Consider the following 16,794-nt stretch of genomic DNA (forward strand, 5'->3'; position numbering starts at 1 on the left):
ATGAAAACACTTGAAAAAGTTAATTATAAGGGCTTTGTTTTACCTTTAGTGATTGGCGTGATTCTATGGGGCATCACACCGTTGAGACCTGGTGGCTTGTCTGCTTCCGCATGGGAGATGTTTGCCATTTTTGTAGCAACTATTGTTGGCTGTATTACAAAGCCTTTGCCAATAGGTGGTACTACTTTAATCGGACTGATAGTGACGGTTTTAGTTGGTTTGGCTCCAATCAAAGATGTTGTAGATCCCAAAACTGGTAAAGTGACATCTGGCATTCTCAGCGCCTTTAGTAATTCTGCTTCTTGGCTAATTGCTATGGCTTTTATCATGGCTTATGGTATTAGCAAAACCGGTTTAGGTAATCGGATTGCGTATTGGATGATTGAAAAATTTGGTAAGAAGTCCATTGGTATCGGCTATGCTATTACCGGTTTGGAATTAGTTTTAGGAGCTTTAATACCATCAAATAGTGCTCGTACAGGTGGTGTAGTTTGGCCGGTGACAGAATCAATCTCTAAAGATTATGATTCTGATCCTAATGATCCTTCAAGAAAGAAAATCGGAGCTTATCTTAGTTTTACAGCCTTCCATGCAAACATTCTGTCAACTGCTCTGTTTATTACAGGTGCTGCTCCTAATATGGTTGCTTCTCAAATGGCGGCACAGAAAAATTATAATATGACCTGGATCAGCTGGTTTACAGCTGCGATAGTTCCTGTTCTAGTTGCAACTATTATTATTCCAGTTGTGATTTATAAGATTTTTCCTCCAGAAATTAAAGAAACTCCTAATGCTAAAAAATGGGCCAGTGACCGTTTAGCAAAAATGGGCCCAGTGACAAAGCCTGAAATGATTATGTCAATAGTATTTTTGCTGGCTATTATTTTATGGGTTTTATCCGGAATCTTCAAAATTCCTCAATTAGATTCTACTTTTGTAGCCTTTTTAGCTGTCGGCTTATTGCTATTAACTGGTGTCTTAACTATGAAAGATGCTTTAAACCAAACTGGAGCTTGGAATATTCTAATTTGGCTGTCAATTTTAATATTTATGGCAAGTAAACTTATTTCCTTTGGTTTCATTGACTGGTTTTCTAAGACTATTCAGACTAGTCTTCGCGGTATAAGCTGGCAAATAGTACTAGCCGTTTTAGTGATCTTGATGTTTTACACCCACTACTTCTTTGCCAGTGGTACTGCACATATGACAGCATTATACCTGCCATTCTTATCTGTTGCTGTTGCTACAGGAGCTCCATTAGGATTATCAGCTATGCTCTTGGCGTTTACTGGGGCAATTAATGCTTCAACCACTCATTATGCTAACGGACCGGCCTCTATATTAGCTACAACTGGCTACATTAAGCAGAGTGAATGGTGGAAATATAATTTTATTTTAGGAATTCTCTATTTACTGATTTTCGGCGTAATAGGCACTTTATGGATGAAAGTTATTGGAATTTGGTAAATGCTTAAGGCAAACAATTTTATAACAAATGATGGTATTCGAATAACTTATTACGATACATTAAAAAGTGGTCAGCCTATTTTAGCGGTTCCTGGCATAGGTAGTTCTGCCACATTATGGCAAGAAGCTGTAAAGCTTTTCACAGAAGATTACCGCATTATCATAATTGATCCTCGAAATCAGGGACGTTCTCAAAGAACGTTTAAGGGGCAACGTATTAGTCGCCATGCAGCTGATTTAGCCGAGCTCATTAGCAGATTAGATTTAAAAAATATTATTGCTGTTGGCAATTCCATGGGAGCCGCAAACATTTGGGCTTATGTTTCACTATTTGGCTCGCAAAGATTGCAGGCAATTGTTGACTTAGATCAACCTCCAAAAATGATTCAAGACAGCACTTGGCACTATGGGTTTAAAGATTTAACTTGGAAAAATTATCCGGATTATTTAAAGATAGATCAGGGCAGTGGTATTTATGCTCATATCAATGATGAGATGTTTAAAGAGGCCAAAATTGAAGCCCAAAAATATCCGTATAATGCTGAAGAAAATTATCTTTGTCGAATAGATCATGCTGAGCAGGATTGGCGGGACGTTTTAGTTAGCTTAAAAGTTCCTATGCTCGTTTTAGCAGGACAAAATTCACCCTTTTTTGATTATCATTTTGCCTATGTTACAAGAGAATTGAATCCTAAAATTGACACAGGAATAATAGCAAATTGTGGTCACTTAATTCAGGCGGAACAGCCTCTGAAAATGTATCAAGAAGTCATGAAATTTTTGCAAGAATTTTAGCTAAAGTGAGAACCAAATAAATGGATAAAACAATAGAGCTCAATTTAAATTTTCCAGACACAAAAACAAGATGGGAAAATTTCTTAATTAATCAGGGAATTACAGATTTCAGCTCCCGCGAAGTTGACGTTCTTGATCATACTATTGGTTTAATAGATGAAGATGGCCATTTGGTTGGAACTGGTAGTATTGCGGGCAAAGTTCTTAAATACATAGCAGTGTCAAATGATGAAGCTGTTCCCGGGGCACGCTTTAATCAAATAGTGTCGGCTTTGCAAGAATACCTTTTTGGTCAGAAAATTTATCATTCATTCGTATTCACCAAGGCAAAATATTCGTCTAGTTTCGCCCATTTAGGCTTTAATGAGTTGGCTCATACTGATACTGCGGCTTTTTTAGAAAGTGGAACACCAAGTATTCAAGACTTTTTAACAAAAATGCCTAGAATTAAAAACCAAAATCAAAAAGAAGTTGCGGCAATTGTAATGAATGCTAATCCATTTACTTTGGGCCACCAAAAGTTAGTAAAACTAGCAAGTAGTGAAAATGATTTGGTGTATGTTTTTGTAGTGGCTACAGATGCTTCTTTATTTAAAACAACTGAAAGAATGGATTTAGTAAAAAAAGGAACTGCCAACTTTAAAAACGTGGTGGTAGTCAGTGGTGGAGATTACCAAGTTTCACGCTCGACATTTCCGGCTTATTTTTTAAAGTCACCTGATGAACTAATTACAACACAAACGGCGATTGACGCTTTAATTTTTAAAAATATTATTGCACAAAAATTGACAATTAAGAAACGTTATCTGGGTACTGAGCCATTTTCAAGGACGACTAATTTCTATAATCAAAGTTTACAAAAAATACTTAGTCCCACTATTAAGGTTAAAATTGTGCAACGCTTTCGTGATAACGAGAAAATAATTACGGCAACTAATGTGCGCCAATTGATCAAAAATAGTGATTTGAAAGATATTTCCACTCTAGTTCCACCAACTACAATGAATTTTATAAATGAAAATTATCAAATTTTACAAGAAAGAATAAAGAAAGGAATGAACATTGATGGAAATTAAAACGGTTGGAGTAGCAGGAACATTAGAATCTTCAGATATTCAGATAATGATTTCTGCTGGTCAAAATGGAATTGAAGTTGATCTGGATTCAGAGGTAGCTAAATCATACGGTGATCAGATCAAAAAGGTAATAACTGAAACCCTAAATAAATTTGGTATTACTAACGCAAAAGTTAAGGCTACAGACAAAGGAGCTCTTGATTGCGTAATTGCTGCAAGAACATTAGCAGCTGCGCAAAGAGCAACTGAAACTACTGACAAGCCGAGATTGGAGGTATTGCAATAAATGACTTATGTTAAAAATCGTTTGCGTCGAACAATGATGTTTGTACCAGGTAATAATCCTGCAATGGTTAAAGACGCTGGCATTTATGGAGCTGACTCTATTATGCTGGACTTAGAAGATGCAGTTTCATTAACTGAAAAAGATGCAGCCAGAATGTTAGTATTTAATGCTATTAAAACAGTTGATTTTGGTGGCGCTGAAATAGTCGTTAGAATTAACGGTCAAGACACTCCTTTTTATGACGAAGACGTAAAGGCAATGGTGCGCGCTGGAGTAGATGTTATTCGCCTGCCTAAAACTGAATCGGCCGCTATGATTAAAAAATTAGTAGCGGATATGGAAGATGCTGAAGAACGATACGGAGTGCAAAAGGGCTCAATTGGTGTTATGGCAGCGATTGAGAGTGCAAAAGGTGTTCTTAATGCTCCTGAAATTGCAACAGCTACACCATTAATGATGGGCTTAGCCGTTTCTGGTGAAGACTATACTGCTGATATGCACACACACCGTTATCCGGATGGACGTGAGTTAGAATTTGCCCGCAACATGGTATTGCAAGCTGCTAGAGCAGCCGATGTTTATGCTTTCGATACTGTGTTTTCTAACATGAATGATACAGAAGGATTTTACCGTGAAACCAAGTATATCTATGAACTAGGTTATGATGGTAAGTCTTTAGTTAATCCAAGACAAATACCTATGGTTAACAAGGTATTTAACCCTACCAAGGAAGAAATTGAAAATGCTCTTTCTGTCCAAAATGCTATTCAAGAAGCAAAGGCAAAAGGCTCAGGCGTTATCTCAATGAACGGTAAAATGGTCGACAAACCGGTTGTTGAGAAGGCTAACCGTGTTATTGCAACAGCTAAAGCATCGAATTTAATTGATGAGGAGGGTAATTACATTGGAGAATAAAGTAAAACGCAATTTGCCTGATGATTTGATGACAAAAATGAATCTTAAACCATTTGCATCTGTGGAAATAGGTAACCCTGAAGTGAAAAGAGTGGCTCCTAAGGTGCAAGTTACTACGGGAGAATCAAAAGTGGTTGATTCTTTAGCAGATGTTATTAAGAAAACTTTAAAAGATGGTATGACTATTTCTTTCCACCATCATTTTAGAAATGGTGATTTTGCTTTTAATAAAGTAATGAATCTAATTATTAAAATGGGTTATCAAAACTTAACATTAGCTCCATCTTCCTTAACCGGTGTTATGAATGACACGGTGATTGAAGCAATAAAAAAGGGTGTTATCACAAATATTACTTCATCGGGAATGAGAGGCAGCTTGGGAGATTTTGTTTCCCATGGTGGTTTGAAAAACCCAGTGATTTTCCGTTCTCATGGCAATAGAGCTCGTTCTATTGAAGAAGGAGAAATCAAAATTGATGTGGCATTTTTAGGTGTTCCAAATGCTGACCTAGCTGGTAATGCCAATGGTCAAGAAGGGGATGCAGTTTTTGGCTCCTTGGGCTATGCTTTGATTGATGCACAATATGCTGATAAAGTAGTTTTGCTGACTGACAATATAGTTGATTATCCAAATACGCCTGCCTCAATTAAACAAACTCAAGTCGATTATGTTGTGAAGGTTGATCAAATTGGTGATGCTGATAAGATTGGTTCAGGAGCGACTCGTTTTACCAAAGATCCTAAAGAACTGAAAATTGCACAAACTGTTAATAAGGTGATAACAAATTCACCATATTATAAACAAGGATTTTCTTTCCAAACTGGATCCGGTGGTGCTGCATTGGCAGTGACTAGATACTTAAGAGAATCTATGCTAAAGGATGGGATTAAGGCATCATTCGCGCTAGGCGGTATAACAAAGCCTACGACTGATCTCCTTGAAGAAGGCCTGGTCAAGAAAATTATGGATGTTCAGGACTTTGACAAGGGTGCTGCAGCTTCAATGGCTCAGAATAAAGACCAACAGGAAATTGATGCCTCCTGGTATGCTGATCCTCATAATAAGGGTGCCGTAGTAAATAACTTAGATGTGGCCATTCTCTCAGCTTTGCAAATCGATACCAATTTTAACGTTAACGTAATGACAGGTTCCGATGGCGTTATTCGTGGCGCTATTGGTGGTCACCAGGATGCTGCTGCAGCAAAAATGACTATTATCACCGCTCCGTTAGTACGTGGACGCAACGCTACAGTAGTCCCAGAGGTAGAAACAGTCGTTACACCAGGAGATTCAATTGATGTTTTAGTGACTGAAAGAGGAATTGCAATTAATCCTCGCCGTAAAGACTTAATAGCTGCCTTTGCTAAGGTTCCTGAACTCAATATTGTTGATATCAAAGAACTGCAAGAAATGGCACAAAAACAGGTTGGAACACCAAAGCCATTAGAATATACTGATCGTGTTGTTGCTTTAATTCAGTATCGGGATGGTACTATTATTGATACAATTAAGCAAGTAAAAGATTAACTAATTATTTTGCTAAAGTGTGAGAATGAGGGTAAGACTTGTTCTCACACTTTTTAGTTATAATATAAAAAGAGAAAGAAGATGATAAAATGGTAAAAACAATATTTACTGAAGGAGAACCACAGAGTATTACAGAGGTATTAGCTAATAAAGATGAAAGGGTAGAGTTGCAACAAACAATATTTCACAAGTTTCCTGAATGTACGCTGCTGGATGTTAAATTAAACATTCCCGGCCCTATTAAAAACAATCGCTATTTAAAAGAAATTTTTGCTTCAGGTATTCTAAATTTAGAAGAAATTTTGCAAAATAGCCAGTTACCTTTTACTTTGTATGAACATTGGGAGAGAGCAGCAGGTTCAGAAAACTTTTATCTCGTTAATGCTGATTATCGTTTAGTTAAAAAAAGGGCAGTTGAATTTGAAAATAAACAAAAAATTAATCGGCTATTTGATGCCGATGTATTAATTAAAAAGCAAAAACAGACAATATCCCGCAAAGATCTGGACTTGCCTGTTCGCAAATGCTTTTTATGTTCAAAACCCGCTAAAGAATGCGCTCGCTCAAGAACACATTCAGTGGCAGATCTGCAAAATTATATTACAAGCTTATATAATGAAGAGTTCTGTAAAAAATCCGCAAATTAAAGTGCCTCATTTTTGCGTAAAACTCTTTCAGCTATACCCGAAGTGGTAATTAAATGCGTTATTATGCCAGATCTAAGAGCCCCCAAAAGTGCATCTTCCTTAAACCGGTTTTTAACAATTACAAACCGATCAGGAACTGCAAAAATGTCGGAAAGACTGATGCCAGATATATGAGGCTCAATTGGACTATAAAAACGACCTTTAATATCATAAGGTCTGCCAAAAATAATTCCTGCTAACTGATTTTTTTCAATTCCAGTAAACAGTTTATCAGCGTAATAATCCATAAAAAATTGCCCTGATTCCAGTGATTGCATGGTACCAATACTTGCAAATACCAGATCAAGTTGTGAAAAATATTTTTCAATATATTGATAATAAGGTTCTTGCTGAATTTTTTTGACGAGTCTCGGATCAATTGCATAAAGAGGTGCGGGAAAGGTTAAACTTTTTGCATTAAATTTGTCAGCAGCATGTTGAATAAGCGGCTGCTTGCGTTTACTAGAATTTACCACTTGACCTAATAGTTGAATAAATGTCAGGTCAGCGCGAGTTTCGGCTGAAAAATCATCAATAATGTCTCTTAAAAGTGTCCCCCAAGTTAATCCCACGACGTGAGCAGAATTAATATAGTTTTGAATTTGTTTGGCGGCAAAATTGACAATCATTTCATTGTCTTGATTTTTAGTTTCTTTATCTTCTAAGATATAAACTTCTTTCAGATCGAAAAGTTTTTGAAACTCCCGTTCAAGATTTTGCGCTCTTTTGGGACTTTGATAAATACTAATTTTTACAATGCCCTTGTCTTCCGCTTCGTCTATTGCTTTTGCAATAAGATAACGAGAAAGATTGTATTTCTTAGAAATTTCAGCAATATTTAACTTACTTAAAAAATAGTCATGTGCAATATTTGCAATTTGCTCATCTGTTAACAATGTCATTTGGTTATTCCTATTCTTCATACTCTACATTTATTTTAATTATATTAGAAAAAGCGCTTTAATACTATAACCTAAACAACTTTTTAAAATAAAATATTTTTCAGAATATCAGAAAAATATATTTATTTCTTACTCTAATAAATCGCAAAACTTCGCATGTGTAATTTTTTGCAAATCTTGCGGTTTTAAAAAGACGCTGCGGCCAATTTTACCACTTGAAACTGCTATCTCGCTTTCTTTAGACATGCTTTTATCAAGAAAAATAGGAAAATGATGTTTGAAATAAATACCAATAGGCGTGTTGGCACCGTGAGCATAACCTGTAGTTTTTTCCAAATCTTTTAAAGGTAACATTTCACATTTTTTGTTTCCAGAATTTTGCGCTAGTTTTTTCATGCTTAAATGTTCTGTTACTGGTACAACCCCTACCAGAACTTTAGTGTTATTTCCAGAACAAACGAGAGTTTTATAGACCAAATGTTCTTTCTCGTTTAAAATGGATGTATCCATTTGTGCTACACCACCAGAATCCTCGTGGGTGGCAAACTCTGCTTGACGATATGGAATCTTGTTCTTGTCTAAAATTTTTTCGACAAGTGTTTTTTCAATATTATTTTTCTTTTTTGACAAATTGATCACCCTTTTCATGATAGCATTACAAAAAGGGAAAATAAAAAGGAAGTTTAAAAAATAATGAAATTATTGATTATTAAAATTGAAACCAGTCACGAAGTTGAAGATGCTTTAAACATATTTAGTAATGATGTCTTGCATTGTTTGGGTACTGAGACCCGAAAACGGTCCGACTTTGAACATGCTGGCTGGAAATCTGACTCAACAATGATTAAGCTTGAAGAAATAAATAATTTACCAGAAGATTTACAGTTTTTAGCTTATTTTGATAGTGATCAAGATAAAGAAAAATTGATTGAAGAATACAAGCAAAAGTTATCTGAATTAAAAAGCTATGGTTTAAAAATAGGTAAAGCAGAAATAAGTACATCCTACATTAAAGATGAGGACTGGAATACTGTTTGGCAAAAGTTTTATCATCCAATTGATTTTTCCCGCCATTTGGCAATAGTACCTGAATGGGAAGAATATCAGCCGGCTTTTAAAGATCAAAGGTTAATAAAATTAGATCCTGGTTTGGCTTTTGGCACTGGCTCGCATGAGACAACGCAGTTAGCCCTAATTGGACTTGAGCAAACGCTTATAAGACCCAAAAAAGTTTGTGATGTTGGCACTGGTTCAGGAATCTTAGCTATTGCTTCCTCTTTTTTGGGAGCCAGTTCTGTTCTGGCAACTGATATTTCAGACGAAGCAATTACTGCTGCTCGTGAAAATATTTCTTTGAACGATTTAACTAATATTAAACTTAAAAAAACCAGCTTATTAGATAATGTTCAGGGTAAATATGATATTATAGTTGCTAATATTTTAGCTGAAATACTCCTTGATTTGATTCCGCAGTTAAATAAGCATCTCTATGAGGGTGGACAAGTCATTTTTTCAGGAATAGATTGTTCTCAGGCTGCTAAAATAAAGAAAGCTTTAAGCGAAAATGGCTTCCAGGTTGTCCTATCAATGCAAAGTGGCCGCTGGATAGGATTAATTATTGAAAGAAAAGATAACTAAAATGAGTTATAATAGATAATTAAATTAGTAAGGAATTAGCAAGTTGATTGACAAAATAAAAAATATACCTGTAATTAAGAAGTTAAATAGTTATGAGGTGACACCAGTCATTTACTGGAGCGTTTTAGTCATGATCCTGCCGTTATTATTTAGTCTTTTTTCAATAGGGACTATTTGGCGTGTAAGTTTATTATTTATATTAGCTAACAGCTTTATCAGTTACCATGTTGGTAAACTAATTAAAAAACGCAATCTCAAACATTATTGGCTGTTATTAATGCCTGGGTGTTTTTGTTTAATCGTTTTAATTAAATATGCCAATTACAACTTTCTGTTTGGGTTAATCTACCTCATTTTAGAAATTTTTGGCGTAATGGATAATCAAATTTATGCATAGTATTAGAAGGGTCGATTTATATGTCAAAGTACATTGAAATGACACATGAGCAGGTGATAGATACCTGTAAAAAATATATGAATGATGATCAAATTGCATTTGTCGAAAAAGCTTATGAATTTGCTGCAAACGCGCATAAAGAACAAAAAAGAGCTTCAGGACAACCCTATATTGTTCATCCTACTCAGGTTGCCGGTACGCTTGCTAATTTGAGTCTTGACCCTGACACTGTCGCTGCAGGCTTTTTGCATGACACTGTAGAAGATACGCCAGTTACAAATGATGATATAAAAGAAAGATTTGGCAAAGATGTTGCCTTTATTGTTGATGGTGTTACTAAACTAAATAAATACCAGTATAAATCACACCAGGAATTTTTAGCTGAAAACCACAGGAAAATGCTAATAGCAATGGCTAAAGATATCCGGGTAATTATGGTTAAACTGGCTGATAGACTTCATAATATGCATACTTTAGAGCATCTGCGTCCCGATAAACAACGCAGAATTGCTTCAGAAACAATGGATATTTATGCACCTTTAGCAGATCGTCTGGGTATTGGAACAGTTAAATGGGAACTTGAAGATATGAGTTTTCATTATTTGAATCCTAAAGCTTATTATCGCATTGTTAATTTAATGAGCCTTAAGCGTAGTCAAAGAGAAAAATATATTCAAGATGCCATCAAGACACTTAAGGAAAGCTTGGACAGTCTAGGAATTAAATATGAAATATATGGCAGACCCAAGCACATCTATTCTATTTATAAAAAGATGGTTAACAAACATAAGGATTTTAATGAAATCTATGATTTGTTAGCTGTACGGGTTATTGTTAAAACAGTTAAGGACTGTTACGCAGTGCTAGGAGCTGTTCATACGAAATGGAAGCCAATGCCTGGCCGTTTCAAAGATTACATTGCTGTTCCCAAGGTAAATGGCTACCAGTCTCTTCATACGACTATTATTGGTCCTGGCGGCCGACCACTTGAGATACAAATTAGAACTGAACAAATGCATGAAATTGCCGAATATGGTGTTGCCGCCCACTGGGCTTATAAAAGAGGTAATTTTAAGGGTGTAGAACAGACCAGTTCAAATGAAAAATTGGATATGGTGCGCGAAATTTTAGAATTAAAAGACGAAACTCAGGATGCTGATGAATTTATGAAAAGCGTTAAGAGTGAAATCTTTTCTGATCGCGTTTATGTTTTTACTCCCAAAGGTGAAGTTTATGAATTGCCAAAAGGGTCAGTAACCTTGGACTTTGCTTATGAAATTCATACTCAGGTTGGCAGTCATGCTGTTGGAGCTAAAGTTAACGGTAAATTGGTACCTTTAGACTATAAGCTGAAAAACGGCGATGTCATTGAAATTATGACACAATCAAATGCGACGCCATCTCGTGATTGGGTTGATTTGGTTAAGACTTCCCGTGCTCGTAATAAAATTAGGCGATATTTTAGAAACCTTGACCGGGATCACAGCATCGAGCAGGGTCAGCAAATGGTTGCTGATAAATTGCGTGATCAGGGACTTTCACCAAAAGAATTCATGTCTAAAGATCATATCGAGCCACTTTTGGAACAAATTAATTATCATACTGCTGATGAGATGTATGCCTCAATAGGCTTTGGTGATCTTTCCGCTATTGGTGTAGTTAATAGGCTGACAGCTGATATACGCCATGAAAACGAGAAAAAGAAGCAAAAGCAGCTAGAAGAAGAAATTCTTAACTCTGGGCAAAAATCTGTCTCGGAAACTACAACCACTAAAAAAGATTCTAAAGCAATGAAAATCAAGCATAAAAATGGTGTCATGATTCAAGGAATTAGTGACTTGATGCTTCATTTAGCTAAGTGTTGTAATCCCGTCCCAGGAGATGAAATTGTTGGTTACGTTACTAAGGGCCGCGGGGTGACTATTCATAGAACAGATTGCCGTAATATCGTTAATAACGATGATAGCCAGGGCAGATTGATTGAAGTGCAATGGGAAAATGTTGAAGAAAACAGTGCCCAAGCATTTAATGCCAATATTGAAGTTTTTGGTTACAATCGCGGAAAGCTGCTTACTGACGTCATTACCAAATTAAATACACTAACGCCAAATATTAATAATATTTCAGGTAAAGTAAATGAAGATAACATTGCTCATATTTATGCGACAGTTGCGGTTAATAATTCTGCACAATTAGACGGAATTTTATCAAAATTAAGAGATATTCCTGATGTTTACCAAACAAGGAGGGCTGATAATTAATGCGAGTTGTCGTCCAAAGAGTAAATAATGCCAGTGTCAAAATTGCAGGCAATACGGTTGGCCAAATTAATAAAGGCTTGTTATTGCTGGTTGGCTTAAAAGAAGGCGATGGAGTAGAGCAGATTAAAAAGGCTGCTACTAAGATTGCCAAAATGCGAATTTTTGAAGATGAAAATGGCAAAACCAATTTGGCAATTAAAGATGTTGGCGGACAAATCTTAAGCGTGAGTCAATTTACTTTATTAGCTGACACTAAAAAAGGTAATCGACCAAGTTTTATCAAAGCTATGAAACCACCAAAATCCGCGGAATTATGGGAGCAGTTTAATGAAGAGCTCAAAAAGCAGGGCTTAACTGTTGAAACCGGAGAATTTGGTGCAGATATGCAGGTTGATTTACAAAATGATGGTCCTTTTACTATTGTGTTGGACCTGTAAAAATTAGGCTTAACAGCACTACAGGTTGACTTTTTGCCTGGAAAACTATAAGCTAAAAAAGAATTATCAATGACAAAGACTGAAGTATAGTTTTTAATTTCAGAGACCGTCTGTTTTGCTGAGAAGACGGAAAATAAACTAACTGTGACCCCTTTACCAGATAATAAGCGCATCGCGAGCGTTATTCGCAGCAGGTAAAAGGTGGTACCGTGCTAATTCAGAGCGCCCTTGATTTATTCAAGGACGTTTTTTTATTAAAAGGATGATTAAATGAGAGTTCAAAGACCTAAAGGGACAGTTGATATTTTGCCAGACGAATCTGGTTCATGGGAAAAAGTAGAACAAATATTGCGTAATTTTTTTAAACAAGCAAATTACCGGGAAATTCGGACACCGAGTTTTGAAAATTATAGCGTTTTTGCTCGTTCAAGTGGTGAGACATCGGATGTCGTTGAAAAAGAAATGTATGACTTTAATGATAAAGGCGGCAGGCATATTGCTTTAAGGCCCGAGGGAACAGCTGGAGTAGTTAGAGCTTATGTAGAAGATAAACTTTATGCTCCTGAAGTGGTTAAGCCCTTAAATGTCTACTATATCGAGTCCACGTTTCGGTATGAAAGGCCTCAGGCTGGCCGCCAGCGTGAGTTCCATCAAATTGGTATAGAAAGTTTTGGCTCGGATAATCCTTTAGCTGATGTAGAAACAATTGTTTTAGCACATGATTTATTAGCCAAACTGGGTGTCAAAAATTATGAATTGCATATTAATACCTTAGGAAACTCCAAGGTTCGTCAGGATTACCATGATGCTTTAGTCAATTACTTTACACCTTTTAAAGATCAGCTTTCAGATGACTCAAAAAGGCGGTTAGAAAAAAACCCTTTACGTATTTTAGATTCCAAAGATGACCAGGATAAGCAATTTTTACCTGGCGCCCCCCGAATAATTGACTATTTAGATGAGGAATCAAAGGCTAATTTTGATCAGATTTTGGAAATGCTGGACCAATTGGACATTAGTTATGTGATAGATAATGATTTAGTTCGCGGACTTGATTATTATACTGGCGTCATTTTTGAATTTATGGTCGAAGATAAAAGTATTTGGGAATCTGCCTCAACCATTTTAGGTGGTGGTCGTTATGATAACTTAGTTAAGGAATTTGACGGACCAGTTACACCTGCCGTTGGTTTTGGTATCGGAGAAGAACGGTTAATGCTGGTATTACAAAAACAAAACCCAGCATTGTTTGCGGATCAAGGCATTGATTTCTTCATTACTAATATCGGTCAAGAAACACAAATAAAAACTGTTGAAATTGCTCGTTTGTTGCGTAAAAACGGACTAAAGGCGCAATATGATGTTGACCAAAAGAAATTAAAGGCGCAATTTAAAAAGGCTGACAGGGCAAATGCAAAATTTGTTATTACTCTTGGAGCTAAAGAATTATCCGACGGAGTTTTAAATGTTAAGCGCCTTGCTGATGGGCAAACTTTCAAGTTCAGTTTTGATGATCTTGAAAATATGAATACAATAATGAAACAATTAAAGGAATAAAAATGAAGCAAGTAGAAAAAAGAACTGATTATTGTGGCAATATTACCCCCAAATATCTTAGCCAAGAAGTAAACTTATATGGCTGGGTTCAGCGCGTGCGAAACCTTGGTAACTTAGTATTTATTGATTTGCGCGATCGAGAGGGTATAGTTCAGGTAGTTGTTAATCATGATTCAGGTCAAGACTTGATGACTACCGCTGACGCACTGGGAAATGAATTCGTTATTCAAGTTAAAGGAAAAGTAGTCAAACGCTCCAGTATTAACCCAGATATGAAAACTGGTGAAGTTGAAATTGACGCTAAAGAAATTATTATTTTGAATAAAGCAAAGAACCCACCTTTTGAAATAAAAGATGATGTTGAAGTTGCTGAACAAACCAGATTAAAATATCGCTATTTGGATTTACGCAGACCAAGCCTGCAAAACGCGATTATTTTGCGTTCAAAAATATTGCAAGCCACGCACGAATTTTTTGATCAAAACGGCTTTATCGATATTGAAACACCAATATTAGGAAAATCTTCTCCCGAGGGAGCGCGAGACTATTTAGTTCCTTCCAGGATTTATCCGGGTAGTTTTTATGCATTACCGCAATCTCCTCAACTTTTCAAGCAATTATTGATGGGTGCAGGCTTTGATAAATATTATCAATTGGCAAGATGTTTTAGAGATGAAGATCTGCGCGGTGATAGACAGCCTGAGTTTACGCAAATTGATATGGAAACGTCTTTTACTGATGAGCAACAGGTGCAGGACTATACCGAAGGCCTATTAAAGAAAATTATGAAAGATGTAATGGGGATTGATTTAAAAACACCTATTGCACGCATTTCTTGGACTGATTCAATGAATAAGTATGGCACTGACAAGCCTGATATTCGTTTTGGCATGCTGATTCACGATTTAAGCTCTGTGTTTAAAGATAGTGATTTTAAAGTATTTTCTAGTGCTATTGCTAATGGTGGTTTTGTCAAAGGAATTGCAGTTAGAGGCGGCGCACAAAAATATTCTCGTAAACAAATTGAGAAAAAGCAAGACTATATTAAGCGCTATCATGCAAAGGGTCTGGCTTGGGTTAAATTTGAAGATGGAGAATTTTCTGGACCAGTTTCACGCTTTTTAACTACCGAGAATAAATCTGCATTAATTAAAGAGTTTGATTTAAAAGGTGGGGAATTAGTAGTATTTATTGCTGATAAATGGAAAGTTTGCTGTGATTCACTTGATCACTTACGTCGTGAATTTGCCAAAGAAACTGATATTATACCTAAGCACGTATTTGATTTTATTTGGGTAGTGGACTGGCCATTATTTGAATACGATGAAGGCTTCGGTAGATGGATTGCTGCACATCATCCATTTACAATGCCGGATAACGAAGGCATCAAGCTTCTTGATACTGAACCGCATAAGGCTCATGCGCGTAGCTACGATATAGTTATGAATGGTGACGAGCTTGGTGGGGGCTCAATACGTATTCACAAACGGTCAATTCAGGAAAAAATGTTTAAGGCTCTCGGTTTTACTAAAAAGCGTGCCTATGAACAATTTGGTTATTTGCTAGAAGCTTTGGACATGGGATTTCCACCTCATGCTGGTCTTGCCATTGGACTTGACCGTTTTGCAATGCTTCTTGCAGAAAAAGACAATATTCGTGATGTACTAGCATTTCCAAAAAACGCTAATGCATCTGAACCAATGATGCATGCTCCCGCACCTGTATCTGATCAGCAATTAAGTGATTTGGGCATAGTTGTCGAAGATAAGTATCATGATGATGTTGCAAAGATTGAAGCTAACTTAAGAGCACAGGCTGAAAAAGACGCCGCCCAAAATACCACTTGGGATTAGCAGATTTAAATATATTTTTAATTAGAGCACAAGAGCTGTGAAGAAATTTTCACAGCTCTTGTGCTTTTTTATTTGTCCTCATTCAATTTTGCTTGAGGACATTTTCTTATGATGTAGCGCTTTCACAGACTTATATAATAAAAATGTCAGGATAAATTATGCGATAAAAATATTGTTGCTTTAAAGAATGAACAGGGACCTGGAATTGGTGCCGCTATGATTGCAGCAATGGGGTGCCGTTGGTTTAAAGACTGGAATAGCTGCATCAATGTATTTGTAAAATATAATGAAATTATCGCGCCAGATCCACATAACACTGCCCTTTATCAAAAATACTATCATTTATATCATAAAATATATAATTCTATTGCTCCTCTGGCCAGAGCTGCAACTAGGCTCTAAATAAAATTGCTTTGAGTATTAAATGATGAGAGAATTATTATTCAGTTATTATTTTTATACTAGGAGGATAATTTATGACGGAAAAATTTCATCGTGCTTTCGGATGTTATGGTATTATTGGTGATCAACAAAGTTTAGTTGTTATCAAAAAAGAGGGTGGGCCTTATATAAATCGGTATGACTTGCCGGGCGGTAGTTTGGAAGATGGGGAGCCATTAGACCATACGGTTAAGCGAGAAGTTAAGGAAGAAACTGGATTAATTGTGCAAGACTATGACCAAATTGGTGTTACCTCATTTAGATATCCTTGGGACTATGAACAATGGCATTTTAATCAACATAACTGTGTTTTTTATAAAATCAATAAGTTTGGTGGTAATTTACAAACTACAGTTAAACAGTTTACGGGGCAAGATTCTTTAGGGGCTGTATCAGTTCCTCTAGAACAGCTCAATCTGGCAAATTCATCGCCTTTAGTATTAAAAGCAAAAGAGATTTTGTTAAAGCCGGATAAGGTTGACTTAGCAGACCAAACTTTTGCTAATTGGATTGTACTAGATCACCCAGTTTTTTAAACTAAAAAAGCTGTTAAGG

16 protein-coding genes are annotated in these 16,794 nt (G+C 36.2%); 14 read left to right on the plus strand and 2 right to left on the minus strand.

Annotated elements, in window-relative coordinates; genetic code table 11:
• From ACFQ32_RS01570 to citX, 7 genes are all read left to right on the plus strand, one after another.
• Positions 1–1,467, plus strand: coding sequence for a DASS family sodium-coupled anion symporter (locus ACFQ32_RS01570; protein WP_046324907.1), 1,467 nt, complete (start codon positions 1–3; stop codon positions 1,465–1,467).
• Positions 1,468–2,262: an alpha/beta fold hydrolase gene (locus tag ACFQ32_RS01575; RefSeq protein WP_046324906.1), complete on the plus strand. Its 795-nt coding sequence runs from the start codon at positions 1,468–1,470 to the stop codon at positions 2,260–2,262. It begins immediately after the preceding gene.
• Between the two features lie 20 nt (positions 2,263–2,282).
• Entirely contained in the window at positions 2,283–3,338 is a 1,056-nt protein-coding gene (gene citC / locus ACFQ32_RS01580; protein ID WP_046324905.1) for a [citrate (pro-3S)-lyase] ligase, read from the plus strand.
• Positions 3,328–3,624 carry a citrate lyase acyl carrier protein gene (gene citD, locus ACFQ32_RS01585; RefSeq protein WP_046324904.1) on the plus strand — a complete coding sequence of 99 codons (297 nt, stop codon included), beginning with the start codon at positions 3,328–3,330 and terminating at the stop codon, positions 3,622–3,624. Before citC ends, citD begins: the two co-directional genes overlap by 11 nt.
• Positions 3,625–4,539: an aldolase/citrate lyase family protein gene (locus ACFQ32_RS01590; protein WP_046324903.1), complete on the plus strand. Its 915-nt coding sequence runs from the start codon at positions 3,625–3,627 to the stop codon at positions 4,537–4,539.
• Entirely contained in the window at positions 4,529–6,067 is a 1,539-nt protein-coding gene (citF, locus tag ACFQ32_RS01595) for a citrate lyase subunit alpha (protein ID WP_143444014.1), read from the plus strand. The genes ACFQ32_RS01590 and citF overlap by 11 nt, the downstream gene beginning before the upstream one ends.
• Before the next feature lie 89 nt (positions 6,068–6,156).
• Entirely contained in the window at positions 6,157–6,714 is a 558-nt protein-coding gene (gene citX / locus ACFQ32_RS01600) for a citrate lyase holo-[acyl-carrier protein] synthase (RefSeq protein ID WP_046324901.1), read from the plus strand.
• On the opposite strand, the gene ACFQ32_RS01605 is transcribed toward citX, so the two are convergent.
• Positions 6,711–7,655, minus strand: a complete 945-nt coding sequence (locus tag ACFQ32_RS01605; RefSeq protein ID WP_046324900.1) for a sugar-binding transcriptional regulator — start codon at positions 7,653–7,655, stop codon at positions 6,711–6,713. The genes citX and ACFQ32_RS01605 overlap by 4 nt on opposite strands.
• A gap of 129 nt (positions 7,656–7,784) precedes the next feature.
• Positions 7,785–8,303 carry a Cys-tRNA(Pro) deacylase gene (gene ybaK / locus ACFQ32_RS01610; protein ID WP_379906787.1) on the minus strand — a complete coding sequence of 173 codons (519 nt, stop codon included), beginning with the start codon at positions 8,301–8,303 and terminating at the stop codon, positions 7,785–7,787.
• Between the two features lie 45 nt (positions 8,304–8,348).
• Between ybaK and prmA the strand changes: the two genes are divergently transcribed.
• The 7 genes from prmA (at position 8,349) to ACFQ32_RS01645 (ending at position 16,775) form a co-directional block, all read left to right on the plus strand.
• The gene (prmA, locus tag ACFQ32_RS01615) at positions 8,349–9,293 is read left to right on the plus strand and encodes a 50S ribosomal protein L11 methyltransferase (RefSeq protein WP_046324897.1); all 945 of its coding nucleotides are present in this window, start codon (positions 8,349–8,351) and stop codon (positions 9,291–9,293) included.
• A gap of 43 nt (positions 9,294–9,336) precedes the next feature.
• Complete coding sequence (locus ACFQ32_RS01620) at positions 9,337–9,690, plus strand: hypothetical protein (RefSeq protein ID WP_194240838.1); 354 nt, start codon at positions 9,337–9,339, stop codon at positions 9,688–9,690.
• A gap of 20 nt (positions 9,691–9,710) precedes the next feature.
• On the plus strand, positions 9,711–11,951 hold the full coding sequence (locus tag ACFQ32_RS01625) for a RelA/SpoT family protein (protein WP_046324893.1): 2,241 nt from the start codon (positions 9,711–9,713) through the stop codon (positions 11,949–11,951).
• A complete protein-coding gene (gene dtd / locus ACFQ32_RS01630) occupies positions 11,951–12,388 on the plus strand; it encodes a D-aminoacyl-tRNA deacylase (RefSeq protein ID WP_046324892.1) in 438 nt (145 codons plus the stop codon). Before ACFQ32_RS01625 ends, dtd begins: the two co-directional genes overlap by 1 nt.
• A 270-nt stretch (positions 12,389–12,658) precedes the next feature.
• Entirely contained in the window at positions 12,659–13,945 is a 1,287-nt protein-coding gene (gene hisS, locus ACFQ32_RS01635; RefSeq protein WP_046324890.1) for a histidine--tRNA ligase, read from the plus strand.
• A gap of 2 nt (positions 13,946–13,947) precedes the next feature.
• Positions 13,948–15,798, plus strand: a complete 1,851-nt coding sequence (gene aspS / locus ACFQ32_RS01640; protein ID WP_046324888.1) for an aspartate--tRNA ligase — start codon at positions 13,948–13,950, stop codon at positions 15,796–15,798.
• Between the two features lie 476 nt (positions 15,799–16,274).
• Positions 16,275–16,775: an NUDIX hydrolase gene (locus ACFQ32_RS01645; RefSeq protein WP_046324886.1), complete on the plus strand. Its 501-nt coding sequence runs from the start codon at positions 16,275–16,277 to the stop codon at positions 16,773–16,775.
• The last annotated feature ends 19 nt before the right edge of the window (positions 16,776–16,794 follow it).

Origin of the sequence: Lactobacillus melliventris, from assembly GCF_042679465.1 — a bacterium.
Lineage (GTDB): Bacteria > Bacillota > Bacilli > Lactobacillales > Lactobacillaceae > Lactobacillus > Lactobacillus melliventris.